Here is a 26,073-nt window from a genome sequence, read left to right as displayed (position 1 = left end):
CACCGGGTGATCAGGCTCCCTGTCTCGTCGTCGTCGAATCCAGGTCCATCGCACCGTTCCGGAGGTCGTCGTGCGCATCGCTCTGCTCACCGAGGGCAACCTCTCCGTCGCCCAGCGCACGGGAGGGGGCTGGTGCGGCCGACTCGCCGGCGCGCTGGCCGAGCACGAGTTCCAGCTCTACCTGCTCGGCTCCGGGGGCGGTGCCGACTTCGCCGGCGCGCCCCCGCGCGGCCTGCTCGCCGTCCACGAGCTGCCGATATGGGGCCGCCGCCCGGCGGGCAGACGGCCCGCCGCGCACCGGCGCCGCGCCTACTCCACTGCGTACGAGGACCTCGTCCGGTCCCTGGTCCACCCCGCCGAGCGGGCCCGCTTCGCCCCGGCGCTCCACCGCCTCGCCGAACTCGCCCGCGAGGACGGCGCCCTGCCCGCCTTCCTCGGCTCCGGCCAGGCCCACCGCACCCTGGAGCGGGTCTGGCGGGCCCCCGGCGCCGAGACCGCCGCCGGCCAGCCGCTCGTCCGGGACGTCCTGGTCGCCGGCGACCTGCTGGAGCAACTGCTCCGCCCGCTCTCCGCCCCCTGGTACGGCACCGGGCCGAACGGCCTCGGCTCCGCCGACCTCTGCCACGTCGCCGGCGGCGGCCCCGCGGTGCTGCCCGCCCTGATCGCCAAGCACCTGCACGGCGTGCCCTTCGTGCTCACCGAGCACGGGCTGCACCTGCGCGAGCAGTACCGCGGCTACCGCACCGCCCCGTACCGCTGGCCGGTGCGCGCCCTGCTGCTGGCCTTCTTCCGGCAGCTCACCGCCGAGACCTACCGGCAGGCCGCCGTGCTCACCCCGGGCAGCGGCTACGACCGGCGCTGGCAGGAACGCTGCGGCGCCGACCCCGAGCGCGTCCGGGTCGTCCACGAGTCGACCCCCGAGGCCGGGCGCGAGCCCGCCGGCGCCGAGCCCGAACGCCCCACCCTGGTCTGGGCGGGCGCCCTGGAGCCCGGCCGCGACCCGGAGTTGATGCTGCACGCCTTCGCCCGCGTCCGCGCCGAACTGCCCGCCGCCCGGCTGCGGATGTACGGCGAGGAGGCCGCCCCCGGCTACCTGGCGCACTGCCGCGCGATCGCCCGGCGGCTCGGCATCGGCGCGGCGGTCGACTTCGCCGGCCGTCCGCCCGCCACCGCCGACGCCTGGGCGGCCGGCAGCGCCCTCGTCTTCACCGCCCTCTCCCAGCGCAGCCCCCGGCTGCTCGCCGACGCCATGCTCAGCGGCCGCGCGGTGATCGCCACCGAGGTCGGCATCGTCCCCGAGGTGCTCGGCCCGGCCGGCCTGGTCGTGCCGCCGCGCAGCCCGCGGGCCCTCGCCGACGCCTGCCTCGCGCTGCTCACCGACGAGGAGCGGCGCGCCCGGCTCGGTCTCGCGGGCCGACTGCGCGCCCAGGAGCGCTTCGCCCTGGAGCCGGAGGCCGCGGCCTTCCGCGAGATCTACCTGGAGCTGGTCTCCCGCTGGCCGGCCTTCCCGGCCGCTGCCGAGCGGATGCGGCCCTTCGCCCGTCCCGCCGAGTACTGGGTCGCCGGTGCGCCGGTTCCTGCCCCGCAGACCCGCCGTGAGACCCCGGCGGCGCCGGAGGGCGGTCCTTCCGGCGCCCGGGACGGCGCCGCGCCCGACGGTCCCGCGCCGGACGGTCCCGCCCCGGACGCCGGCCGGGCCGAACCCGGTGCGCTCGCGGAGGCGAGCCGATGAGCCGCCCGGGCCGCCCCCCGGCGCCCCCCGACACCCGCCCCGGCGACCCCGTCCGGGCCCTGATGGCGGACCACCGCCGGCTCTGCGAACAGGCCGTCGACCCGCTGGACATCGCCGCCGGCCTGGAGGACGCCGGACTCTCCGACGCCGCCGCGGCCCGCTACCGGCACGCCGACGTCTTCGCGCTCGCCGAGGAGATGTACGCCCGGGTGGAGCGCCGGCCCGAGCCGCCCGCCCCGGCGCCGCCCGCCGCGCCCTGGGCGCCGGACGCCGCCCGCGCGCTCGGCACCGCCGCGCTGCACCTGCCGGCCGCCGGGATGCTGGCCGCGGTGCCCTGGCTGTCCCAGGTCGTCGGCCCGGTCGCGGCCGTCCCCGCGGCGCTGCTCGCGGTCGGCTGGCTGACCCTGGCCGCGCCGTCCGCCGGTCCGGCGGCCCGGGCCGGCTACGGCCTCGGCGCCGGGCTGCTGATGGCGCCCGCCGCGGCCGGCGGCCTCGGCCCGGCCGCCGTGCTCGCCCTGGCCGCCGGCGCCGCCGACCTCGCCTCCCGGCGGCTGCGCGACGCGGCCCGCCGGCACCTCGCCTCCGCGCCGACGCTGGCCGAGTACCGGGCCCGGATGCGGCCGCTGCTGCCGGTGGCCGCCGCCGCCCAGTTCGCCGTCGCCGGCGCGGCCGCCGCCGTGCTGCCGCTCGCCGCGGACGCACCGGCCGCGGCCGGGCCGGTGCAGGCCCTGATCGCGGTGCTGCTGCTGCTCGCCGCGGTGCTGCTGCGCAGCGGCCGCACCATCGCGGCGGTGGCCGCCCCGGCCGCGGTCGGCGCCGTGCTGGCGCTGCTGTCGGCCACCGGGCCGGCACCGCACCTGGTGCTGTGCGCCGCGGCCGTGGCGCTGCTGGCGCCGTACACCTGGCTGGTCCTCGCCGATCCGCGGACCGGCAGTCCGGAGTCCTCGGGCGGGCCGCCGGAGGACTGACCGGGCCCCTCCCGCACGCAATCCGTACGCATTCCGTAGTCCCGCCCGGCCCTGTGCGGCCGGGCCTCGTGGAAGGACACCCCCCGATGAGGGTGCTGCTGCTGGGCGCCGACGGCTTCATCGGCCGCCGGGTCGCCGACCGCCTGCTCACCGAGCCCGACCTGCAGGTCACCGTGCTCGGCCGGCGGGACTCGGCCGACATCCGCTTCGACCTGACCGCGGGCAGCCCCGGCGCGCTGTCCCGGTTCCTGGACGCGGTCGCCCCCCAGGTGGTGATCAACTGCGCGGGTGCCACCTACGGCAGCTCACGGACGCTGATCCGTTCCAACACGCTGGCGGTGGCCACCGTCTGCGAGGCGATCCGGCGCAGCCGCGAGCCCGCCCGACTGGTGCACATCGGCTCCGCCGCCGAGTACGGGCCCATGCAGCCGGGCGCGCCGATCGGCGAGGGCACCGAGCCCCGGCCGGTCGGGCCGTACGGGGTGTCCAAGCTGGCCGGCACCGAGCTGGTGCTGGCCTCCGGGCTGGACGCCGCGGTGCTGCGGGTCTTCGACGTGGTGGGCCCGGGCGCCCCGCCGGCCTCGCTGTTCGGGCGGCTGGCGGACGGCCTGCGGCGGGCGCTCGTCCACGACGAGCTGCAGGTGCGGATGCCGGACCTGTCCGGATACCGGGATTTCGTCGACGTCCGGGACGTCGCCCGGGCCGTCCAGGCGGCCGCGGTCTCGGCCGCCACCGGCGTGATCAACATCGGCAGCGGGCACGCGGTGCGGGCCCGGGACGCGGCGCACCTGCTCGTCCGGGCCTCGGGTTTCGAGGGGATCGTGGCCGAGGACGGCCGTCCGGCGCTGGTGCCGAGCCAGGGCGGGGAGCACCACCGGGCGGGCGAGCCGCGGCCGCTGCCGGAGCCGGTGCCGTGGCGCCAGGCGGACGTCCGGACCGCGCGCGACCGTCTCGGATGGCGGACGCAGGTGCCGCTGGAGGAGTCCCTGGGCGACGTCTGGCTGGAAACGGCCTGTCGGGTCTGAACCGCCCGCGGACCGCCGGATGCCGTGTGACCAGCGGCATCGCGGGGAAGGGCGGCAGTCTCGGCATCCGGTGTCGGCCATCTCACATGACGGACCTGCTGTCTCGGAATAGCAGTGGCACGTGACACTGTTGGCACAGCAAAGCCCTACGAACTGACGACCATCGGAGTCCCCGTGTCGCTGCCACCCCTGGTCGAGCCGGCCGCCGAGCTCACCGTCGACGAGGTCCGCCGGTACTCCCGCCACCTGATCATCCCCGACGTGGGCATGGACGGGCAGAAGCGGCTGAAGAACGCGAAGGTGCTCTGCGTCGGCGCGGGCGGCCTCGGTTCGCCCGCCCTGATGTACCTGGCCGCGGCGGGTGTCGGCACCCTCGGCATCGTCGAGTTCGACACGGTGGACGAGTCGAACCTGCAGCGCCAGATCATCCACGGCCAGTCCGACGTGGGCCGCTCCAAGGCCGAGTCCGCCCGCGACTCGGTCAAGGAGATCAACCCCTACGTCGACGTGATCCTGCACGAGGACCGGCTCGACAACTCCAACGTCATGGAGATCTTCTCCGGCTACGACCTGATCGTGGACGGCACCGACAACTTCGCCACCCGCTACCTGGTGAACGACGCCGCGGTGCTGCTCGGCAAGCCGTACGTCTGGGGTTCGATCTACCGCTTCGACGGCCAGGCCAGCGTGTTCTGGGCCGAGCACGGCCCCTGCTACCGCTGCCTGTACCCGGAGGCCCCGCCGCCGGGCATGGTCCCCTCCTGCGCCGAGGGCGGCGTGCTGGGCGTGCTGTGCGCCTCGATCGGCTCGATCCAGGTCACCGAGGCCATCAAGCTGCTCGCCGGTGTCGGCGAGCCGCTGGTCGGCCGCCTGATGATCTACGACGCCCTGGAGATGCAGTACCGCTCGGTGAAGGTCCGCAAGGACCCGAACTGCGCGCTCTGCGGCGACGAGCCGACCGTCACCGAGCTGATCGACTACGAGGCCTTCTGCGGCGTCGTGTCGGAGGAGGCCCAGGCCGCGGCCGCGGGCTCCACCATCACCTCGAAGCAGCTCAAGGAGTGGCTGGACGACGAGGAGAACATCTTCCTGGTCGACGTCCGCGAGCCGAACGAGTACGAGATCGTCAACATCCCCGGCGCGACGCTGATCCCCAAGGGCGAGTTCCTGATGGGCACCGCGCTGGAGCGGATGCCGCAGGACAAGAAGATCGTGCTGCACTGCAAGACGGGCGTCCGCTCGGCCGAGGTGCTGGCCGTCCTCAAGTCGGCGGGCTTCTCCGACGCCGTCCACCTGGGCGGCGGCGTGATCGGCTGGGTCAACCAGATCGAGCCCGAGAAGCCGGTCTACTAGTCTCCGGACCGACGGAAGGGCCCGCCCGGCAGCACACCGGGCGGGCCCTTCCGCACGTGCGGGGCCGTGCACAGGAGGCCGTGCGCAGGAGCTAGAGCGCGCCCCTGCGCTGCAGCACGTTGTACGAGATCCAGCCGGGCAGCACCGGCAGCCAGAAGGTCAGCAGGCGGTAGAGGAAGACCGCCGGGGTGGCCGCGGACGGCGGCACGTTGCCGACCGTCAGCGCACCGATCAGGGCGATCTCGACCGGGCCGATGCCGCCCGGGGTGGGGATCGCCGACCCGGCCGCGTTCGCGGTCAGGAAGACCACGGCCACCGCCGAGTAGCTCATCTCGCCGCCGAAGGCCCGCACCGAGGCGTACAGGCAGGCGGTGAACGACAGGGTCAGCAGCAGGATGCCGCCGAAGCCGGTGACGAGCTTGCTCGGCGTCTGCATCAGGTCGAGCATCCGCGGGACGACGCCGAAGAACAGCGAGCGGACCCGGGTCACCACGAAGCGGCGCAGCGGCGCCACGGCCGCCACGACCAGGGCCAGCACCGCGGCCGACAGCACGCCGATGATCACCGCGCGGGAGGCACCGAGGTCGCCGTTCTTCTGCGTCCCGGTGATCAGGCCGAAGCTGAACAGCAGCAGCAGGTGCCCGCCGAGGCCGGCCAGCTGCGAGGCGCCGACGCTGGCGACCGCCTGGCCGGAGCGGATGCCGGCCTTCTGCAGGTAGCGGGTGTTGAGCGCGATGCCGCCGATCGCGGCCGGCGCGACCAGCTTCACGAAGGAGCCGGCGAGCTGGGCGGCGACCGTCCGGCCGAAGGGCAGCTTCTCCGGGACGAAGCCGGTGAGGCTCATCGCCGCGGCGCCGTAGGTCGCGGCCGCCGCGGCCAGCGCGAGGGCGGCCCAGCCCCAGTCCATCTGGGAGAGCTTGAGCTGGCCCGGCTGGATCGTGGTCAGCGCCAGGTAGGCGGCGAAGGTCAGCGCGATGACCATGATCAGGGTCTTCGGCTTGAGCCGTTCCAGCTTGGCCGGGGCGAGCGGGGCCTCCGGGGCGATCTGCAGGATCTGCCGGCGGATCCGGCTCAGCAGGTCCTCGCCGGCCGCCGCGATGTCCTCCTCGGCCTGCTCCTGGGTGCGCTCGCCGGCCGCCACCTGCTCCAGGGCGAGCGCCTGCGCGGCGGCCTTGCGCTCCTTGGTCATCCGCTGCAGGTCGATCCGGGTGGAGCGGCTGAGGCCGACCGGCTGCAACAGCGGCAGCGCGGAGGCGACCCGGTCCGCGCCGAGCACCCGGTTGGCGACGTCCACCGAGCGCTCCGGGCCGACCCGCAGCGCGAAGGTGGTGAGCAGCTGGGCGATGTCGATGCGCAGCGTCAGGTCGCCGGCCGCGATGTCGCCGCCGGAGAGGTTCACCAGGCAGCCGGTCTTCTCGTCGACGACCAGCAGGGACTCGCCGGTGAGGCGGCGGTGCGCGATCCGGCGCTCGTGCAGGGAGGCGACCGACTCCCAGAGCGAGGCCATCAGGTCGTCGGGGATCTCGTCGTCGGGGAGCTCGTCCAGGATGCGGCCGGCCACGTTCTCGTAGACCAGGATCGCGGCGTCCGGGCCGAGCTCGGAGGTGGCCACCAGCTGCGGGGCGCGGGCACCGGAGGCGGCGGCCGCGTAGGCGATCAGCGCCTCCTGCTCCAGCGCCTGGCGCAGCGACTGCGGACTGCGGCGGACCGCCACCGAGCGGAGCCTTATCCGCCGCCACGCCCGGTAGAAGAAGCCGGAGGCCTGCTGCTCGCGGTCGATGATGTGGACGTCCAGCAGCGGGCCCTCGTACTGGGTGACCAGGTAGCGGCGGGTCTCGCCCGGGGCGTCGGGGGCGCGGTGCGCGCCGGACGGGGTGAAGCCGACCTTGCGCAGGCCGATCATCAGGTGCTTGCCGGTCGGCCGGATGTTCGGCGAGCCGATCGCGTACAGCGTGCCGTACGCCACCGACCAGCCGATGAGCACGGTGAGCAGCAGCGACAGCGGTGTGGTGTAGCCGCTGATCAGCTCGGTGGCGCCGCTGAGGACGACCACCACCCACAGCGCCACCCGCCAGCGCGGGCGGCTCGACATGCCGACGGCCGTCATGTAGGCGATCACCGGTGCGAGGTAGCCGTGCACCGGGTCGGTGAGCGTCTCGGTGTTGCCGGGCGGCACCTGGGTCAGGGCGTCCCGGATCGCCTGCGGGGCGCCCGCCGCGACCCACCAGTCGATGCCCAGGGAGACGCCGTAGGCCAGCACCGAGGCGAGCACGCCGTCGGCGACCCGCAGGCCGTCCCGCTTGATCAGCCGCTCGACCGCGAAGGCCAGCGGCACCGCGAGCACCGCCACGCTGGAGCCCAGCGCCGCGATGGTCGACAGCATGCCGGGCACCTTGTCGGCGTTGGACGAGATGTCCGTCTCGATGCCGGTGGTGGTCGACACGGCGACCTGGGCGAGCACGAAGACGGCGATGATGCCGAGCACGCCCGCCAGGAAGCGCAGCAGATCCGACGGCCGGTGGGCGCGGGCGGCGAGCAGCGGCTCGTCGACGGCCAGGTGCTCACCGGGCGGCTCCTCGGGCGCGGGCGGTCCACCCGCCGTCCCGCGACCGTCCTGCGCGTCGTCGTGCCCGTCCTTGCCCGGCGCCTGCCGCTGCGGCGAGACTGTCGGCGGTTCGGGTTCGGGCCCCGCAGACCGGTCGGTGGCGGACTCGTCGGAGCCCTTGTCCACGTTCACGTCTGCCGTCCCGGTCATCTGGTCTTGTCCTCGTATCACCCACGCTCTGCCCCGAAGATGCTGCCATGCCGCGGCTCCTCGTGTGGGACAGGGGCCTGATCGGGCGCGGCGGATCGCCCGCACGGGGCCCAGGAATCGACCGGATGGGGAGAAATGCCGCAGCAGTACGACACCGATTCCGACGACGGAGCGCTGCCGCCCTTCGCCGAGGCCGTGCTCGACCTCACGGAGCGCATCCCGCCCGGCCGGGTCATGACGTACGGGGACGTCGCCGAGTACCTCGGTCAGGGCGGCCCGCGCCAAGTGGGCCGGGTCATGTCACTGTACGGCGGCGGAGTGCCCTGGTGGCGGGTGATCCGCGCCGACGGCCGGCCGCTGCCCGGCCACGAGCACCGCGCCCTGCCCGAGTACCGGGCCGAGGGCACCCCGCTGCGCGAGGTCGGCGGCGAACCCCGGGTCGACCTGCGGCGGGCGCGCTGGGACGGCGGCTGACCCGCCCGCCGGATCCGCCGAACCGGGTGCGCGGGCGGGGCATGTCGGTGCAGGATCGTAGGCTCGGTGGGGCCGCCCCCGTCCCCGACAGCCCCGCCGGCCCGACGCCCGCCCGACCGGCCGCAGAACCGAAGCTCCGCCGCACGACCGCCTGGACGCCAGTGACCTCCCCCTTCCGCCTGGTGCGCAGCCCGCTCGCACAGCCCGCCCCGCCCGCCCTGGACGAGTTCCAGCGCGCGGTGGCCGAGCATGCCGGCGGGCCGCTGCTGGTCCTCGCCGGGCCGGGCACCGGCAAGACCACCACCCTGGTCGAGGCGGTCGCCCGGCGGATCGCCGCCGGCACCGACCCCGAGCGCATCCTCGTCCTGACCTTCAGCCGCAAGGCCGCCATGGAGCTCCGCGACCGGATGACCGCCCGGATCGGCGCCGCCGGCGCCGCCCCGCAGGCCACCACCTTCCACTCCTTCTGCTACGCCCTGCTCCGCGAGCACCAGGAACAGGAGGACGCCGCCGAACCGCTGCGCCTGCTCTCCGGCCCCGAGCAGGACGTCATGGTCCGCGAACTGCTCGCCGGCGGCGCCGAGGACGCCCGGGACGGCACCGGCCGGATCTCCTGGCCGCTCGACCTGCGCGCCTGCCTCACCACCCGCGGCTTCGCCGACGAGGTCCGCGCCGTCCTCGCCCGCAGCCGCGAGCTCGGCCTCGGCGAGGACGAACTGGCCCGCTTCGCCGAGGGCGTCCAGCGCCCCGACTGGGCGGCCGCCGCCCACTTCCTCGCCGACTACCTCGACGTCCTCGACCTGCGCGGCGTCCTCGACTACGCCGAGCTGGTGCACCGCGCCGTCCTGCTCGCCGAGCGCCCCGAGGCCGCGACGCGGCTCGCCGCCCGCTACGACGTGGTCTTCGTCGACGAGTACCAGGACACCGACCCCTCCCAGGTCCGGCTGCTGCGCCGGCTCGCCGGCGGCGGCCGCGACCTCGTCGCCGTCGGTGACCCCGACCAGTCGATCTACGCCTTCCGCGGCGCCGACATCAACGGCATCCTCGACTTCCCCGGGACCTTCCGGCAGGCCGACGGCCGGCCCGCCGAGGTCAAGGTGCTGCGGACCTCCCGCCGCTCCGGCGCCGTCCTGCTCGCCGCCACCCGCGAACTCGCCCGCCGGATGCCGATGGGCCGGCTGCCCGCCGACAAGCTCGCCCAGCACCGCGCCCTGCTGCCCTCCCGCGAGGGCGGCCGCGTCGAGGTGTTCACCTACCCGACCCCGGGCGCCGAACTCGACTCGATCGCCGACCTGCTGCGCCGGGCCCACCTGGAGGACGGCGTGCCCTGGGGCGAGATGGCCGTCCTGGTCCGCGCCGGCGCCCGTTCCATCCCCGGCGTCCGGCGCGCCCTGTCCGCCGCCGGCGTGCCGCTGGAGATCGACGGCGACGACCTGCCGCTGCGCGAGGAACCCGCCGTCGCCCCGCTGCTGCTCGCCCTGCGCACCTGCGCCGAACCCCTCGACCGGCTCATCCCCGACCTCGCCCACACCCTGCTCACCGGCCCGCTCGGCGGCCTCGACGGCTCCGACCTGCGCCGCCTCGGCCGGGCCCTGCGCGAGGAGGAACGCGTAGCCCTGCGCGACAGCGGCGATCGGACCGCCGTCCGCCCCGCCGAGGAGCTGATCCGCGAGGCCCTCGCCGAACCCGAGCGCCTCGTCGCCATGGAGCCGGCCGCCGCCCGCCGCGCCCGCGACCTCGGTGTCCTGCTGCGCAAGGTCCGCGAACTCCTCGCCGGCGGCGGCAGCGCCGAGGAGGCCCTCTGGCTGCTCTGGGACGGCAGCCGCCGCTGGCGCGAACGCCTGGAACGGGCCGCCCTGCGCGGCGGCGCCGCCGCCCGCAACGCCGACCGCGACCTCGACGCGATCTGCGCGCTCTTCGAGACCGCCGCCCGCGCCGAGGACCAGGCCGCCGGCCACCGCAGCGCCCCCGAGTTCCTGGCCGAACTGGAGGCCCAGGACATCGCCGCCGACACCCTCACCGTCCGCACCGTCCGCCCCGAGGCCGTCCGGCTGATGACCGCCCACCGCTCCAAGGGCCTGGAGTGGCGGCTCGTCGTCGTCGCCGGCGTCCAGGAGGGCCTGTGGCCCGACCTCCGCCGCCGCGGCTCCCTGCTGGAGGCCGACCGGATCGGCCGCGACGGCCTCGCCGAACCGCTCTCCCCGGCCGCCCTGCTCGGCGAGGAGCGGCGCCTCTTCTACACCGCCGCCACCCGCGCCAAGGACCGGCTGATCGTCACCGCCGTCAAGGCCCCCGCCGAGGACGGCGACGAACCCTCCCGCTTCCTGCGCGAGCTGTACCGCGAGGAGCTCGACCCGCGCACCGGCAAGGTCCGCTCCCGCACCCCGCAGGTGACCGTCGCCGACATCACCCACCGCCCGCGCCGGCCGCTCGCCGTCGCCGCCCTGGTCGCCGAACTCCGCGCCGTCACCGTCGACCCGGCCCGCGCGCCCGCACTGCGCCGCGCCGCCGCCGAACGCCTCGCCCGGCTCGCCGAGGCGGCCGACGAGGACGGCGCCCCGCTCGTCCCCGCCGCCCACCCCGACCGCTGGTGGGGCCTGCACGACCAGACCGCCGCCCCCGAGCCGCTGCGCTCCCCGGACACCCCCGTCCGGCTCTCCGGCAGCGGACTCGAACAGCTGGACAGCTGCGCCCTCCAGTGGTTCCTCGACAAGGACGTCCGGGCCGCCGGCACCGCCAGCGCCGCCCAGGGCTTCGGCAACGTCCTGCACGCCCTCGCCGACGAGGTCGGCTCCGGCCGCACCCCCGCCGACCTCGCCGTCCTCATGGAGCGACTCGACACGGTCTGGGACGCCCTCGCCTTCGACGCCCCCTGGAAGTCCCACCAGGAGAAGACCGAGGCCCGCGCCGCCCTCGAACGCTTCCTGCACTGGCACGTCCTCGAACGCGGCCGCACCACCGTCGCCACCGAGCACGGCTTCGACCTCACCCTCACCGTCGGCGGCGTCGCCGTCCGCATCCGCGGCTCCATGGACCGGATCGAGCAGGACGCCGGCGGCCGGGCGTACGTCGTCGACTTCAAGACCGGCAGGCAGATCCCCACCGAGAAGTCCCTCCCCGAGCACAAGCAGCTCGCCGTCTACCAGCTCGCCGTCCGCAACGGAGCCCTCGACGGCCTCCCCGGCCTCCCCGAGGGGATCGCCTCCGGCGGGGCCGAACTCGTCCACCTCCGCGAGCCCGGCAAGACCGACAAGGAGGCCCCCAAGGTCCAGCAGCAGGCCCCGCCGGACGGCGAACCCTGGATCGAGAACCTGCTCGCCGACGCCGCCGGCCGCGTCCTCGCCGAACGCTTCGTCCCCACCCAGGGGGACGGCTGCGGCCGCTGCACCTTCCGCAGCAGCTGCTCCGCCCAACGCGACGGCCGCCAACTGATCGACTGAGCCGGGGCGCGGGGAACTGCGCAGTCCGGGGTCAGTGACGGAACCGATCTGGGCTCGCCCCCGGTTCGTACGGTGGCCCGCATCCGCATTGCGCAGGTCCGCCCCCCGGCCTTCGGCCGGGAGGTGCCCCCAGCGCCCCCGGGGTGCTGATCCCCGAGCGCCGGTACGGGATGTCCGCGGGGCCGGTTAGCGTTGGGGGGTGCGTTCCGTGCTCGACGACCCCGGCCAGTTGAAGGAACTCCTCGGCATTCCGTTCAACGCCGAGCAGATGGAGGCCATCGGCGCCCCGCTGGAGCCCGCCGTGATCGTGGCCGGCGCCGGCTCCGGCAAGACGACGGTGATGGCGGCCCGGGTGGTCTGGCTGGTCGGCTCGGGCGCGGTGGCGCCGGAGCAGGTGCTCGGCCTGACCTTCACCAACAAGGCCGCCGGCGAGCTCGCGGAGCGCGTCCGCACCGCCCTCCTCCGCGCCCGCGTCCTCGACCCGGACGACACCGAGTCCCTCGGCGAGCCGGAGATCTCGACGTACCACGCCTTCGCCGGCCGGCTGCTGAAGGAGCACGGCCTGCGCCTGGGCATAGAGCCGGACGTCCGGCTGCTCGCGGACGCGACCCGCTTCCAGCTGGCGGCCAAGGTGCTGCGCTCCGCCCGCGGCCCGTTCCCGGCGCTCACCGGCACGTTCTCGACGCTGGTCGCCGACCTGATCGCGCTGGACTCCGAACTCGCCGAGCACCTGGTGCAGCCCGAGCGGCTGCGCGCCTGGGACGAGGAGCTGCTCGACGGCCTGGCGACGGCGAAGCTGACCAACGAGGACCTGCGGGCCGTCCCGAAGGCCGCCCGGGCCCGCCAGGAGCTGCTGCACCTGGTGGAGGACTACCGGCGGCGCAAGCGGGCCGGCGGCCTGATGGACTTCGGCGACCAGATAGCCGCCTCGGCCCGGCTGGCGCAGGAGCGGCCGGAGGTGGGCCGGCTGCTGCGCGAGCAGTACCGGGTGGTGCTGCTCGACGAGTACCAGGACACCTCGGTGGCGCAGCGGCTGATGCTGGCCGGCCTGTTCGGCGCGGACGGCGGCGACAGCGGCCACCCGGTGACCGCGGTCGGCGACCCCTGCCAGGCGATCTACGGCTGGCGCGGCGCCTCGGTGGCCAACCTGGACGACTTCCCGGTGCACTTCCCGCGGCGGGACGGCACCGCCTCGGCCCGCTACGCACTGAGCGAGAACCGCCGCAGCGGCGGCCGGCTGCTGGCCTTCGCCAACCACCTGGCGGCCGACCTGCGGGCCATGCACGAGGGCGTCGAGGCGCTGCGCCCCGCCCCGGGTGCGGAGGGGGACGGCTTCGTCCGCTGCGCGCTGCTGCCGACGCACGACGAGGAGATCGACTGGCTGGCCGACCGGATCGCGCACCTGGTGCGCACCGGGACGGCGCCGGGCCGGATCGCGGTGCTCTGCCGGGGCGGGGCGGCCTTCCCCGACGTGCACGCGGCGCTGGTCGCCCGGGAGGTGCCGGTCGAGGTGGTGGGCCTCGGCGGTCTGCTCCAACTGCCCGAGGTGGCCGACCTGGTGGCGGTCTGCGAGGTGCTGCAGGACCCGACGGCGAACGCCGCGCTGGTGCGGCTGCTGATCGGCCCGCGCTGGCGGGTCGGCCCCCGCGACCTGGCGCTGCTCGGCCGCCGGGCCGCCGACCTGGTGCGCACCGAGCGGCTGCAGGGCGATGCGCTGGCCGCGGCGGTGGCTGGCACCGACCCGACCGAGGTGGTGTCGCTGGCCGACGCCCTGGAGACCTTCCTGGAGGCGGAGCAGCCCGACGAGCTGCCGTTCTCGCCGGAGGCCCGGGTCCGCTTCGCCCGGCTGGCGCGGGAGGTCCGGGAGCTGCGCCGGGCGCTGGCCGAGCCGTTGATGGACGTGCTGCACCGGGTCCTCGCGGTGACCGGCCTGGAGGTCGAGCTGTCGGCCTCGCCGCACGCCCTGGCGGCCCGCCGCCGGGAGACGCTGCACGGCTTCCTGGACATCGCGGCCGGCTTCGCCGACCTGGACGGCGACCCCGGGCTCTCCGCCTTCCTCGCCTTCCTGCGCGCGGCGCAGGAGTACGAGCGGGGGCTGGACGCCGGACTGCCCGGTGGCGAGGACACCGTGAAGGTGCTGACCGCGCACAAGTCCAAGGGCCTGGAGTGGGACGTCGTCGCGGTGCCGGGCCTGGTGAAGGGCGGGTTCCCGTCCGGCCAGGGCCGGGAGCGCTGGACGAGCACCCGCCGGGTGCTGCCGCACGCGCTGCGCGGCGACGCCGACACGCTGCCCGGGGACCCGCCGTGGACGGCCAAGGGCATGGGCCTGTTCAAGAAGGAGATGGCCCACCACTCGGCGGTCGAGGAGCTGCGGCTCGGCTATGTCGCCTTCACCCGCCCCCGGGAGCTGCTGCTCGCCTCGGGGCACTGGTGGGGGCCGAACCAGAAGCGCCGGCGCGGCCCGTCGGACTTCCTCGTCGAGCTGCGCGAGCACTGCGCGCCGCCCGGCAACGGCGAGGTCGAGGCGTGGGCGGAGGAGCCGCTGCCGGAGGCCGAGAACCCGGCGCTGGCCCGCTCGCTGGAGACCCCCTGGCCGCTGCCGCTGGACGCCGCCGCCCAGCGGGCCCGCCGCCGGGTGGCGGAGGTCGTCCGGCACCGGCTCGCCGGGGCGCCGCCCGCCGACCCGGAGGAGATGGCGCCGGAGGACGCCCGGCTGGTCGCCTCCTGGGACCGCGACCTGGACGCGCTGCTCGGCGAGTTGGCCCGGGCCCGGCGCTCCGTGCGCGACGTGCCGCTGCCCGCCTCGCTCTCGGCCTCGCAGGTGATGCGGCTGGCCGCCGACCCCGACGGCTTCGCCCGCGACCTGGCCCGGCCGATGCCGCGCCCGCCGCAGCCGGCCGCCCGCCGCGGCACGCGCTTCCACAGCTGGGTGCAGTCCCGCTTCGAGACGGAGGAACTGCTGCTCCTGGAACCGGACGCGCTGCCCGGCGCCGACGAGGACGGCATCGAGGACGAGCGCGACCTCGCCCGGCTGAAGGAGGCGTTCCTGCGCAGCCCGTACGCGGACCGGGTGCCGTACCGGATCGAGGCGCCGTTCCAGCTGCTGCTGGCGGGACGCGTGGTGCGCGGCCGGATCGACGCGGTCTACCGGGAGCGTGACGGTGGCTCAGGGTCACCGCACCCCTGGCGCTACGAGGTGGTGGACTGGAAGACCCACCGCGAGGAGACCGCGGACCCGCTGCAGCTCGCCATCTACCGGCTGGCCTGGGCCGAGCGGGCGGGTGTCGAGCCCGAGCAGGTCAGTGCGGCGTTCCTGTACGTCCGCAGCGGCCGGGTCGTCAGACCCGCAGGACTTCCTGACCGAAAAGAGTTGACCAGGCTCCTGATCGGGAATAGTGAAGAATGAGTCACGCAGAGCATTCAAGCCGTCACGGGATCGTGCGAAATCTGTGCACTGTGCACTTTTCGCACCTATTGTGGGGTCGGTAACCGGTCAACCCCGTACTCCGGCCGCATGCGGGGGCCACAGCCCCCTGACCCTCCGTCATCACCGCAGGTGTCCCTGGCACCGGCCACCTTCTGCTGGAGAGACCGAGTTGAGCGCGACCGGATGGATCAGAGACCGGCTCGCGGGGCCCGCCCCGGGGGCTGACCCAGGCACGGTGACGGGCACCTGGCCGAGAACCGCACTGGCGCTGCCGTTCATCGGCATGGCGCTGGTGGTCTCCCTGGACTTCTTCAGCAACACCGAGGTGACGGTCGAGCCCGCGCTCACCGCCGTCCCGGCGCTCGCCGCCGTCGTCAGCCGGCGCACCTGGTACCCGCTGCTCATCGGCGTGCTGACCGAGCTGGCGGCCTTCCTGATGGCCGGCTACAACGACGTGCTCGGCGAGTCGGTGCACAGCGCGACCGTCTTCGCGATCGCCCTGGTCGCCGGCATCGGCTGGGTCTCCACCACGCTGCGGCTCCGTCAGGAGCTCGCCCTCGCCGAGGCCCAGCTGGTGGCCGAGATCGCCCGCCGGGTGCTGCTGCGGCCCGTCCCGGACCGGGTCGGCAGCGTCCGGGCGGCCGTGCACTACGCCGCGGCGCACGCGCACGCCTCGATCGGCGGCGACCTCTACGAGGTGGTCAACACCCGGCACGGGGTGCGCGCGGTGGTCGGCGACGTCCGCGGCAAGGGCCTCGCCGCGGTGGAGACCGCCGCCGCGGTGCTCGGCGCCTTCCGCGAGGCCGCCCACCAGGAGGCCTCGCTGGACCGGGTGGCCGGCTGGCTCGCCGTCAGCCTCGACCGGGCGCTGCACGAGAACGACCACCCCGGCATCGAGGAGGAGTTCGTCACCCTCGTGCTGATCGGGATCCGCTCCGACGGCACCGCCGAGGTGGTCAACTGCGGTCACCCGGCGCCCGTCCTGCTGCGGGCCGGCGAGGGCGTCGCGCTGCTGGAGCCCGCCGAGCCCGTCCCGCCGCTCGGCGTGCTCGACCCGGCGGACGTCCGGCCGCCGGTGCAGCGGCTGCCGCTGCGGCCCGGCGACCGGGTGCTGCTCTACACCGACGGCGTGATCGAGGCCCGGGACGGCGGCGGCGCCTTCTACCCGCTCACCGAGCGGCTGCCGCACTGCGCCACCGGGTGTCCGGTCGAGGTGCTGCGGAACGTGCACCAGGACGTGGTGCGGCACGTCGGGCACAAGCTCGGGGACGACGCCGCGATGCTCCTGCTCCAGTACGAGCCGGTCGGCCCGCACCTCCCCGTCCAGGGCGGCCGCCCGATGCTCGCCAAGGGCTCGGGACGGGTCTAGCGCCCCTGGGATCCGCCTCCTGCGTCGCTTCCCTACAGGTCGACCTCGACGACGAGGGGGCGGTGGTCGGAGACGGCGGTGCGGGGGGCCGAGGCGGGGCCGACGGCGGTGCGGGGGACGCCCACGGCCAGGACGTGGTCGAACTGCACGGCCGGCTTGTGGGAGGGGTAGGTGGGGGTGCGCGCCAGGTCGTACCAGCCCTGCGGGCGGGGCCGGGGCTCGCGGACCCGGCGCCGCCGGCCGCCGTCCTGTTCGAGCCGGGTGCGGCGGGCGGCCCGGGCCTCCCGGACCCGCTCCCGGGCGGTGCTGCGGTCCAGTGCGGCGGCCCCGCCGAGCACCGTCCGCGGGACGGCCCCGATCAGGTTGAAGTCGCCGAGCACCAGGTAGGGCCGGGGCAGGTCGGCGATCCAGCGGCGGATCGCGGCCAGTTGCGAGACGTTCCAGCCGGGCACGAACGACAGGTGCGCGGCGACTACGGTGAACGGCCCGTGCCGGCCCTCCAGGACGGCGGCCAGCGCGGCCCGCGGCTCGTCCGGCACGGGGGTCAGCCCGCGGCGTCCGGCGACCCGCAGCGGCAGCCCGAACGGCGCCGGGGCGAACCGGCGGGCCCGCCAGTGCGCGACCGGAAGGCGGGTCAGCAGGGCGGTGCCGTAGGAGGGCAGGCCGGTGGCGGTGTCGACCTCGGCGGGCCCGTAGACCTGCAGCGAGGTCATCGCAGGGTCGGTCAGCCAGCCGGCCAGCGGCGCGGGCCGGCCGTGCAGGGCGGCGGCGAACCGCCAGTCGGCGGCCCCCATCGCCTTGGCGGCGACGGCGGCCTGGTCGACCAGGCCGGATCGCTCCTGGTGGCGGTCGACCTCCTGCAGGGCGAGGACGTCCGCGTCGAGGTCGGCGATCGCGTCGCCGAGCGGCGCGGCGGGCTCGGCCGGCAGGGGCAGCGGCGTGCCGTCGGCGGCGAGCGGCTGACCGTGGAGCAGGTTGAAGGTGGCGATGCGCAGCTGGCTCACACCCTCGACCGTACCCGCTGTCCGGCCCCGGACCGCCCGGTCCGGGGACGCGGGGCTTGAGGCCCCGGGGCATACCGGGTATACATACTCGGTATGTCGATCCGTCATGGTCTCCTCGCCCTCCTCGACCAGGGCCCCCGGTACGGCTACCAGCTGCGCTCCGAGTTCGAGGCCCGCACCGGTGCCACCTGGCCGCTGAACGTCGGCCAGGTCTACACGACGCTGGGGCGCCTGGAGCGCGACGGGCTCGTGGAGCCCGCCGGAGAGGACGACGAGGGCCACCTCTTCTACGCCGTCACCGAGGCAGGACGCACGGAACTGCGCCAGTGGTTCGACACCCCGGTGCCCCGGACCAATCCGCCCCGCGACGAGCTCGCGATCAAGCTGGCGATGGCCGTCGGCGTTCCCGGTGTCGACGTCCAGGCCGTGGTGCAGTCCCAGCGCCGGCACAGCATGAAGGCGCTGCAGGACTACACCCGGCTCAAGGCGCAGGCGCTCACCGCCGGCGAGCAGCAGAGCGACCTCGCCTGGCTGCTCGTCCTGGAGCAGCTGATCTTCCAGACCGAGGCGGAGATCCGCTGGCTGGACCACTGCGAGACCCGTCTCGCCCAGCACGCCGCCCGATCCGTCGCGGCGCCCGCACCCGCGCCGCCCGCCACCACCACGGGCCGGCCGCGCCGGTCCCGCATCTGACCCACCACCGCAGGGGGAAGCATGAGCACCACCCACACCGAACCGCGGCCGCCCGTGCTGCACCTCGACCAGGTCGGCCGCGTGCACGGCCACGGCGCCGCCGAGGTGCACGCGCTGCGCGGCGTCGAACTGGTCGTCCACCCCGGCGAGCTGGTCGCCGTGATGGGCCCGTCCGGCTCCGGCAAGTCCACGCTGCTGACCCTGGCCGGCGGGCTCGACAGCCCCACCTCCGGCCGGGTGCTGGTCGAGGGCGCCGTGCTCGGCGAGCTCTCCCGCAAGGAGCAGGCCCGGGTCCGGCGCCGTTCGGTCGGGTACGTCTTCCAGGACTACAACCTGATCCCGGGGCTCACCGCCGCCGAGAACATCGCCCTCCCGCGCGAGCTCGACGGCGTCTCCGGCCGGGCGGCCCGCCGCGAGGCGCTCGCCGCCCTGGAGGAGCTCGGCATCCCCGAGCTCGCCGACCGCTTCCCCGACGACATGTCCGGCGGCCAGCAGCAGCGCGTCGCCATCGCCCGCGCCCTGATCGGCGACCGCCGCCTCGTCCTCGCCGACGAACCCACCGGCGCCCTCGACTCCACCACCGGCGAGGCCGTCCTCGCCGTGCTGCGCGCCCGCTGCGACGCCGGCGCCGCCGCCATGATGGTCACCCACGAGGCCCGGCACGCCGCCTGGGCGGACCGCGTGGTCTTCCTGCGCGACGGCCGCCTGGTCGACCAGAGCGTCAGCCGCGACGCGGCGAGCCTGCTGGTCGCCGCCGCCACCAACAGCGTGAAGGGGCCCGGCGAGTGAGCCTCCGTTCCTGGCGGGCCGCCATGCGCATAGCCCGCCGCGACGCCACGCGGGCCAAGGGCCGCAGCGCCCTCGTCCTCGCCATGATCGCCCTGCCGGTGCTCGGCGTGGCCGGCGCGGACGTGATGTACCGCAGCGGCGAGCTGGAGCCCGCCGAGCAGGCCGTCCGCGTGATGGGCACGGCCGACGGCCTGCTCCACTCCTTCGGCCGCGGCACGATCGTCCTCCAGCCGCCGAACGCCGAGGACGGCGGCTGGGGCGCCCCGGTGGAGGAGGGCAAGAAGCCCACCGCCGAGCAGGTCCGCAGCGCGAAGACCGATCCCGCGGTGCTCGCCGCGGAACTGCTGCCGCCGGGCACCGTGCTCGTCCCCTTCCCGCAGGGCGAGAGCGCCTCCGCCACCAGCAAGGAGGGCCGCCTCGGCGTCGAGACCACCGAGGCCGACCTCAACGACCCGATCTGGCGCGGCCGGCTGAACGTCGTCGAGGGCCGGGCCCCGGGCGGCGCGCACGAGATCGCCGCCACCCGGGCCTTCCTCGACAAGTCGGGGCTGCACCTCGGCGACCGCACCGTGCTGCACGGCCTGGACGGCACGCCCTTCCACATCACCGCCGTCGCCGAGTTCCCCGGCGAACTGGGGGCCGTCACCCTGATCGGCCGCCCCGGCGAACTCGTCGCCCCGCTGCACGCCGCCAACCGCGGCGCGGACCGGAGCGACCGCTTCGGCGGCGACCGCTGGCTCGTCCGGCTGCCGCACGGCGCCGTCCTCGACTGGCCGAAGGTGCTGGAACTCAACAAGTACGGCCTCGGGCTGACCTCCCGCACCGTGCTCACGGACCCGCCGCCCCGCGCGCAGGTGCCCTACTACGTCCAGATGGACCAGCACGGCTTCGGGGGCGCCGACACCGTCGGCCTGGTCGTCGTCGGCACCGTCGTCGGCATGGCGCTGCTGGAGATCGTGCTGCTCGCCGGCCCCGCCTTCGCGGTCGGCGCCCGCCGCTCGCGCCGCCAGCTCGGCCTGCTCGCCGCCGGCGGCGGAGACCGCTCGCACGTCCGGGCCGTGGTGCTCGGCGGGGGCCTGGTGCTCGGCCTGGCCGGCGCCGTGGTCGGCGTCGTCCTCGCAATCGCCACCGTCGCGGTGCTCCGCCCGTGGGCCGAGGAGGCCGCCGGACAGCGCTTCGGCCACCTCGACCTGCAGCCGCTGGACCTGCTCTGCATCGCCCTGATCGGCCTCGTCACCGGCCTGCTCGCCGCGGTCGTCCCGGCCTACCAGGCCGCCCGGACGGACGTCGTCGAGGCGCTCACCGGCCGCGGCTCGGTCCGGCCCCCGAGCCGCAAGCTCGCCGTCGTCGGCCTGGTCGTGGTCGGCATCGGTGCCGCGCTCGCCCTGCTCGGCACCTTCACCGGCCCCGCGGGCCGCACCCTCGGCACCCTCGGCGGATCGGCGCTCGCCGAACTCGGCATGATCGCCTGCACCCCGATGCTGGTCGGCATGTTCGGCCGGCTCGGCCGCCACCTGCCGCTCAGCCCCCGCCTCGCGCTGCGCGACGCCGTCCGCCACCGCGGCCGCACCGCCCCCGCCGTCGCCGCCGTGATGGCCGCGGTCGCCGGCTCCGTCGCGGTCGGCATCTACACCGCCAGCTCCGACCTGGAGCAGCGGCAGCAGTACCGGGCCGAACTGCCCGCCGGCTCCGTCCGGCTGATGGCCGACCAGGGCCCGGGCAAGACGGTCGACCTGACCGCCCTGCGGTCCGCCGTCGAGCGGTCCGTCCCCGACATCGGCCCGCGCGCCGACCCGCTGACCACCCAGTACGGCAGCAACTGCCAGGAGCGGTCCTGCGGCTGGGTCGAGGTGGCCGTCCCCAAGGAGCTGCGCTGCCCGGTCCGGGACCCGGACGCCGAAGGCGTGAGCATGTCGACCGACCAGGTCGAACGGATCCTCCGCGAGGACCCGCGCTGCGCCGGCGACCCGACCTACGGCAGCATGGCCGGCTACGTCCCGGCCGGCGACGCGACCGTGCTGCACAACATGTTCGGTGTGCGGGACACGGCCGCCGAGCAGGCGCTCGCCGAGGGCAAGGCGGTGGTCTTCGACCGGAAGCTGATCAAGGACGGGAAGATCACCCTCGACCTGACCGAGGAGCCGACGGAGACCAAGGAGGACGTCCTCAACCCCATGCCGACCGGCAAGCCGGTCATGCACCACGTCACCGTCGACGCCGTCTACAGCAAGCCGGAGACTCCGGCCGCCCAGGCGCTGGTCAGCCCGGAGACCGCCAAGCGGCTCGGTCTGAGCACCCGTCCGGCCGGCAGCGTCTGGCGACCGGCCGCGGTGCCCTCCGACGGCGCGGAGCAGAAGGCGTCCGCCGCGGTGGCCAAGCTGGACGACGCCGTCGCCGTCACGGTGGAACGCGGCTACCGCTCGCAGCAGACCCTCACCGGGCTCGCCCTGACCGGCTTCGCCGGCGTGGTCGCCCTCGGTGCCGCCGGCATCGCGACCGGACTCGCAGCCGCGGACTCCCAGCGCGACCTGGCCACCCTGGCCGCGGTCGGCGCCACCGGAGGCATCCGGCGCCGGCTGTCCGGCTTCCAGTGCGGGGTGATCGCCGCGATGGGCACGGTGCTCGGCACGATCTGCGGCGTGATCCCGGCGGTGGCCCTGCGCAAGATGGAGGCGTCCGCGGTCTACGACTCGCAGTACGGGATGACCAAGCCGGCCCACGCCGTGATCGCCTTCCCGTGGGCGGACCTCGCGGTCACCCTGGTCGGCCTGCCGCTGCTGGCCGTGGTGCTGGCGATGGTGTTCACCCGGTCCCGGCTGGTGCTCGGCCGCCGCACCGCCTGACCCGCCCCCGCCCCGGTCACCTCCCGCCCCTTCCGGCGCGGGAGGTGACCGAGGTTACGGGCGGCTGCTGCGGTGGGCGGGGCACACACCCGTCCGGGCGAACTAAAGTCGTCCGTATGACGAAAACCCCGGACAGCGTCGTCCGCTCCTACATCGACGAGCACGAGCCCGCCTTCCTGCGGGAACTCTCCGACTGGCTGAGCATCCCCTCCGTCTCCGCCGACCCGGAGCGGGCCTCCGACGTCCGGCGCTCGGCCGAGTGGCTGGCCGACGCGCTGCGCGGTACCGGCTTCCCGGTGGCCGAGGTCTGGGAGACCGACGGGCTGCCGGCGGTGTTCGCCGAGTGGCCCTCCGGGGACGCGTCCGCGCCGACCGTGCTGGTCTACGGCCACCACGACGTGCAGCCCGCCGCGAAGGAGGACGGCTGGGCGACCGAGCCGTTCACCCCGACCACGGTCGGCCGGCAGCTGTTCGCCCGCGGCGCGGCCGACGACAAGGGCCAGGTCTTCTTCCACACCCTCGGGGTGCGCGCCCACCTCGCCGCCACCGGCCGCACCACGCCCGCGGTCAACCTCAAGCTGCTGGTCGAGGGCGAGGAGGAGTCCGGCTCGCCGAACTTCGCCGCCCTGGTGCGCCGCGAGGCCGAGCGGCTCGCCGCCGACGTGGTGGTCATCTCGGACACCGGCATGTGGTCCGAGACCCAGCCGACCGTCTGCACCGGCATGCGCGGCCTGGCCGACTGCCAGATCGACCTCTTCGGCCCGGACACCGACATCCACTCCGGCTCCTTCGGCGGCGCCGTGCCGAACCCGGCCGAGGTGGCCGCCTCGCTGGCGGCCGCCCTGCACGACGCCGACCGCCGGGTCGCCGTCCCCGGCTTCTACGACGGCGTGGTCGAGCTGACCGACCGTGAGCGCGAGCTCTTCGCCGAGCTGCCCTTCGACGAGGCGCAGTGGCTGCGGGTCGCCAAGTCGTACGGGACCCAGGGCGAGGCCGGGTACTCGACCCTGGAGCGGATCTGGGCCCGCCCGACGGCCGAGGTCAACGGTGTGTGGGGCGGCTACACCGGGCCCGGCGGCAAGACGATCGTGCCGTCCGAGGCGCACCTCAAGCTCTCCTTCCGGCTGGTCGCCGGACAGGAGGTGGAGAAGGTCCGGGAGGCCGTTCGCGCCTGGGTGATCGGGCAGGTGCCGGACGGCATCCGCTACGAGATCGCCTTCCCCGGAGCGACCCGCCCCTGCCTGACGCCGCTGGACCACCCGGCGCTGCAGGCGGTCGTCCGGGCGATGGGCCGGGCCTTCGAGCAGAAGGTGCTCTTCACCCGGGAGGGCGGCTCCGGCCCGGCCGCGGACCTGCAGGACGTGCTCGGGGCGCCGGTGCTGTTCCTGGGCATCTCGGTGCCCTCGGACGGCTGGCACTCCGTCAACGAGAAGGTGGAGCTGGACCTGCTCCGCAAGGGCGTCGAGACCTCGGCGTACCTGTGGGGCGAGCTGGCCGGCATTCGGCCGTGAGCCGGGTGACGACGATTCGGAAGATGCGACTTCGAACGGGGATGGACCGAGTTGAGCAGCGCGTCTGACACCAGGCACCTCGCCCTGGCCCGCGCCGGGGTGGACCGTGCCGCGCACCACCGGTTCGACGAGCCGTGGCTGGCCGCGGCCTGGAGCCACCCGACCACCAAGGTGCTGCCGATCGCCGGCGGCGAGGCCTTCGTGGTCGACACCGAGAGGGGCACCGAGCTCGTCCTGCTCCCCTCCTTCGAGGCGCCGGACGCCGGGGACCGCTTCTACCTCGGCACCGACGACGACGGCGTCTCGTACTTCGCGCTGGCGGGCGAGAGCCTGCCGGGCCGGCTGGACGGCGACGCCCGCCCGGCCGGACTGCGCGAGGTCGGCGCCTCGCTGTCGGACCGGGACGCCGGACTGCTGGTGCACGCGGTGGCGCTGGAGCACTGGCACCGGCTGCACAGCTTCTGCTCGCGCTGCGGCCACCGCACCGAGAAGGCCGGCGCCGGACACGTGCGCCGGTGCACCTCCTGCGCCGCCGAGCACTACCCGCGCACCGACCCGGCGGTGATCATGCTGATCACCGACGAGCAGGACCGCTGCCTGCTGGGGCGTCAGGCGATCTGGCCGGAGGGCCGCTGGTCCACCCTCGCCGGCTTCGTCGAGCCCGGCGAGTCGATCGAGCAGGCGGTCGCCCGCGAGGTCCTCGAGGAGGCCGGCGTGCGGGTCTCCGACGTCGAGTACGTGGCGAGCCAGCCCTGGCCGTTCCCGTCCAGCCTGATGCTGGGCTTCGTCGGCCGGGCCGACCCGGCCGGCACCGCGATCACCGTGGACGGCGAGGAGCTGGCCGAGGCCCGCTGGTTCTCCCGCGAGGAGCTGGCGGCGGGCATGGCGGCGGGCGAGATCCTGCCGCCGTCCGGGATCTCGATCGCCCGGCACCTGGTCGAGCTCTGGTACGGCGAGCCGCTGCCGACGGCGGCCCGCTGGTAGGGACGACCGGCCGGGGGCGACGTACCCCGGGGTCACTGCCCGGAAAGGGGCGTGCGGACATTGTTCGCGCGCCCCTTTCTGCTTCGAAATCCCTTCTCCGTCCGCCACCGCCGCCCGGTTCTCGCCGGTCCCGGGCCCGCCTTTCGTCTTCCTTTCGGCCGACTTCCGTTCGGGTGCCAATATCCGTGCGGAGTCCGACCGAAGCCGTTCGGACCGGCGCTCACCTGCGGTGGAGTGCGCCCGTGTGCGCGGTTCGCGCCCGGTCGAAACCTCCGGACGGCGTTCTTGGCCCGTTTCCCTGAAATGCAGGAACCCGGCTGACTACATTCACCGGTGTGACGATCCCCCGAGCCGGAGTGCCCGCCCCCAAGTACCAGCGCCTCGCCGCCGACCTGCGCCGCCGGATCGAGTCCGGCGAATGGCAGGGCGGGGCGCAGCTGCCCGTCGAGACCGAGCTGGAGCACCACTACGGCGTCGCCCGCAACACGGTGCGCCTCGCGGTCGACGTCCTGGTCAACGAGGGGCGGCTGGTCCGTCTCCAGGGCAAGGGCACCTACCTGAAGCAGCAGCCGATGCTGGACCACCGGGCCTTCGGGCCGCCGCGGCAGGCCGACGGCCCCGAGGACTGCCTGTCCGCCCCCTCCGAGGTCTACGCCGAGGAGGCCCGGGCCGCCGGCCGCCGGCTCACCTGCGACTTCGAGATGCTCGTGGTGCGCGCCCGGGCCGACATCGCCGAACTGCTCGGCATGCTGCCCGGGGAGGCCGTGGTCGTCCGCCGGCAGCTGCGGCTCACCGACCGCGAGCCGTACTCGATCGAGGAGAGCCACTACCGCGCGGGCCTGGCCGCCGGGACGCCGCTGATGGAGCCGGAGCCGGTGCCCGGCGGCGACGAGACGGTGCTCGCCGCGATCGGGCGCTGCGAGTCCGCGGCGGCCGACCGGCTGGTGGCCCGGATGCCGGGGCCGGAGGAGGCCGCCTGGTTCGAGGTCGGCCCCGGGGTGCCGCTGCTGGTGCAGACCCGGGTCACCTGCGACGCCCGCGGCCCCGTCAGGGTGGTCGAGACGCGCTATGCGGCCGACCGCTGCCGGCTGCTCTACGGCCTCGGAACGGCACGGGCCGGCTCCGACGCACCCGCCCGGGCGGCGGCCGGCGTCTCCTGACCGGCGCGCCCGGGGCACGGCCACCCGCCGGCCCCGCGTTCCCCGCCGTGCGGGCCCGGAACGCGGCCCGGCCCCGGCGGAGGGTCTCCGCCGGGGCCGGGCCGGTGTGCGCGGGCAGTGCGTGCGGCCGGTGCGTCCGTGCGGGCGCGTCCGTGCCGTCCGGTGCGCCGTCAGCCGGCCAGCGCCGCCTGGACCTGGCGCAGGCTCGGGTTGGTCATGACGACCTGCTCGCCGCCGCTCTTCGGCTCCACCAGCACGGTCGGCACGGTCTGGTTGCCGTTGTTCACCGACTCCACGAAGCTCGCCGAGGCCGGGTCCAGCTCGATGTTGATCTCGGTGTAGGAAATGCCCTCGCGCTCCAGCTGGCTCTTGAGGCGGTTGCAGTACCCGCACCAGGTCGTGCTGTACATCGTGACGGTGCCGGACATGGCGGCGTGCTCCTTCGGAGAGTGGGCGTACGGTCAGGGGTCCCAACGCGCGGCGTGCACCGGTCATTCCGTGCGCGCCCGGCCCGTGTGGAAGTCCGCACGCCGGGCTGCGGGCCGA

17 protein-coding genes are annotated in these 26,073 nt (G+C 75.3%); 14 read left to right on the top strand and 3 right to left on the bottom strand.

Features of this window, described 5'->3' with window-relative positions; all coding sequences use genetic code 11:
• Window positions 1-70: 70 nt before the first annotated feature.
• From IE98_RS0131625 to moeZ, 4 genes are all read left to right on the top strand, one after another.
• Window positions 71-1,732 carry a DUF3492 domain-containing protein gene (locus IE98_RS0131625; RefSeq protein WP_052391229.1) on the top strand — a complete coding sequence of 554 codons (1,662 nt, stop codon included), beginning with the start codon at window positions 71-73 and terminating at the stop codon, window positions 1,730-1,732.
• Complete coding sequence (locus tag IE98_RS43395) at window positions 1,729-2,700, top strand: hypothetical protein (protein ID WP_052391228.1); 972 nt, start codon at window positions 1,729-1,731, stop codon at window positions 2,698-2,700. The genes IE98_RS0131625 and IE98_RS43395 overlap by 4 nt, the downstream gene beginning before the upstream one ends.
• An 86-nt stretch (window positions 2,701-2,786) precedes the next feature.
• On the top strand, window positions 2,787-3,725 hold the full coding sequence (locus IE98_RS0131615) for an NAD-dependent epimerase/dehydratase family protein (protein ID WP_030274932.1): 939 nt from the start codon (window positions 2,787-2,789) through the stop codon (window positions 3,723-3,725).
• A 174-nt stretch (window positions 3,726-3,899) separates the two neighbouring features.
• Entirely contained in the window at window positions 3,900-5,078 is a 1,179-nt protein-coding gene (gene moeZ / locus IE98_RS0131610; RefSeq protein WP_030274930.1) for an adenylyltransferase/sulfurtransferase MoeZ, read from the top strand.
• 91 nt (window positions 5,079-5,169) lie between these two features.
• Here the strand turns inward: moeZ and IE98_RS0131605 are convergent, their stop codons facing one another.
• Window positions 5,170-7,833 carry a lysylphosphatidylglycerol synthase transmembrane domain-containing protein gene (locus IE98_RS0131605; protein ID WP_052391227.1) on the bottom strand — a complete coding sequence of 888 codons (2,664 nt, stop codon included), beginning with the start codon at window positions 7,831-7,833 and terminating at the stop codon, window positions 5,170-5,172.
• Between the two features lie 135 nt (window positions 7,834-7,968).
• On the opposite strand from IE98_RS0131605, the gene IE98_RS0131600 reads away from it, so the two are divergent.
• The 4 genes from IE98_RS0131600 (at window position 7,969) to IE98_RS0131585 (ending at window position 16,543) form a co-directional block, all read left to right on the top strand.
• On the top strand, window positions 7,969-8,307 hold the full coding sequence (locus IE98_RS0131600; RefSeq protein ID WP_030274927.1) for an MGMT family protein: 339 nt from the start codon (window positions 7,969-7,971) through the stop codon (window positions 8,305-8,307).
• 41 nt (window positions 8,308-8,348) lie between these two features.
• The gene (locus tag IE98_RS0131595) at window positions 8,349-11,747 is read left to right on the top strand and encodes an ATP-dependent DNA helicase (protein WP_078661454.1); all 3,399 of its coding nucleotides are present in this window, start codon (window positions 8,349-8,351) and stop codon (window positions 11,745-11,747) included.
• Between the two features lie 199 nt (window positions 11,748-11,946).
• Complete coding sequence (locus IE98_RS0131590) at window positions 11,947-15,153, top strand: ATP-dependent DNA helicase (RefSeq protein WP_030274923.1); 3,207 nt, start codon at window positions 11,947-11,949, stop codon at window positions 15,151-15,153.
• A 256-nt stretch (window positions 15,154-15,409) separates the two neighbouring features.
• Window positions 15,410-16,543, top strand: coding sequence for a PP2C family protein-serine/threonine phosphatase (locus IE98_RS0131585; RefSeq protein WP_052391225.1), 1,134 nt, complete (start codon window positions 15,410-15,412; stop codon window positions 16,541-16,543).
• A 32-nt stretch (window positions 16,544-16,575) separates the two neighbouring features.
• Here IE98_RS0131585 and IE98_RS43390 read toward each other — a convergent pair whose 3' ends face one another.
• A complete protein-coding gene (locus tag IE98_RS43390; protein WP_063749044.1) occupies window positions 16,576-17,547 on the bottom strand; it encodes an endonuclease/exonuclease/phosphatase family protein in 972 nt (323 codons plus the stop codon).
• Between the two features lie 93 nt (window positions 17,548-17,640).
• Here IE98_RS43390 and IE98_RS0131575 point away from each other — a divergent pair, with 93 nt between their 5' ends.
• The 6 genes from IE98_RS0131575 to IE98_RS0131550 all read left to right on the top strand — a co-directional run bounded on the left by IE98_RS0131575 (window position 17,641) and on the right by IE98_RS0131550 (window position 25,527).
• On the top strand, window positions 17,641-18,240 hold the full coding sequence (locus IE98_RS0131575; protein WP_030274917.1) for a PadR family transcriptional regulator: 600 nt from the start codon (window positions 17,641-17,643) through the stop codon (window positions 18,238-18,240).
• Between the two features lie 21 nt (window positions 18,241-18,261).
• Window positions 18,262-19,029 carry an ABC transporter ATP-binding protein gene (locus IE98_RS0131570; protein ID WP_030274915.1) on the top strand — a complete coding sequence of 256 codons (768 nt, stop codon included), beginning with the start codon at window positions 18,262-18,264 and terminating at the stop codon, window positions 19,027-19,029.
• Complete coding sequence (locus tag IE98_RS0131565; protein ID WP_159401133.1) at window positions 19,026-21,872, top strand: FtsX-like permease family protein; 2,847 nt, start codon at window positions 19,026-19,028, stop codon at window positions 21,870-21,872. Before IE98_RS0131570 ends, IE98_RS0131565 begins: the two co-directional genes overlap by 4 nt.
• Before the next feature lie 116 nt (window positions 21,873-21,988).
• A complete protein-coding gene (locus IE98_RS0131560) occupies window positions 21,989-23,383 on the top strand; it encodes a dipeptidase (protein ID WP_030274912.1) in 1,395 nt (464 codons plus the stop codon).
• A gap of 51 nt (window positions 23,384-23,434) precedes the next feature.
• Window positions 23,435-24,367 (top strand): NAD(+) diphosphatase, encoded by a 933-nt coding sequence (nudC, locus tag IE98_RS0131555; RefSeq protein WP_030274910.1) that lies wholly within the window; start codon window positions 23,435-23,437, stop codon window positions 24,365-24,367.
• A 335-nt stretch (window positions 24,368-24,702) separates the two neighbouring features.
• Window positions 24,703-25,527, top strand: a complete 825-nt coding sequence (locus tag IE98_RS0131550; RefSeq protein WP_078661453.1) for a GntR family transcriptional regulator — start codon at window positions 24,703-24,705, stop codon at window positions 25,525-25,527.
• A gap of 170 nt (window positions 25,528-25,697) precedes the next feature.
• Here the strand turns inward: IE98_RS0131550 and IE98_RS0131545 are convergent, their stop codons facing one another.
• Window positions 25,698-25,955 (bottom strand): mycoredoxin, encoded by a 258-nt coding sequence (locus IE98_RS0131545; RefSeq protein WP_030274906.1) that lies wholly within the window; start codon window positions 25,953-25,955, stop codon window positions 25,698-25,700.
• Window positions 25,956-26,073 lie beyond the last annotated feature (118 nt).

Source organism: Streptomyces sp. NRRL B-24484 (genome assembly GCF_000717715.1).
Taxonomy (GTDB): Bacteria; Actinomycetota; Actinomycetes; order Streptomycetales; family Streptomycetaceae; genus Kitasatospora.
Note: the sequence above shows the minus strand (reverse complement) of the source record. Positions and strands in the feature narration are given on the sequence as shown.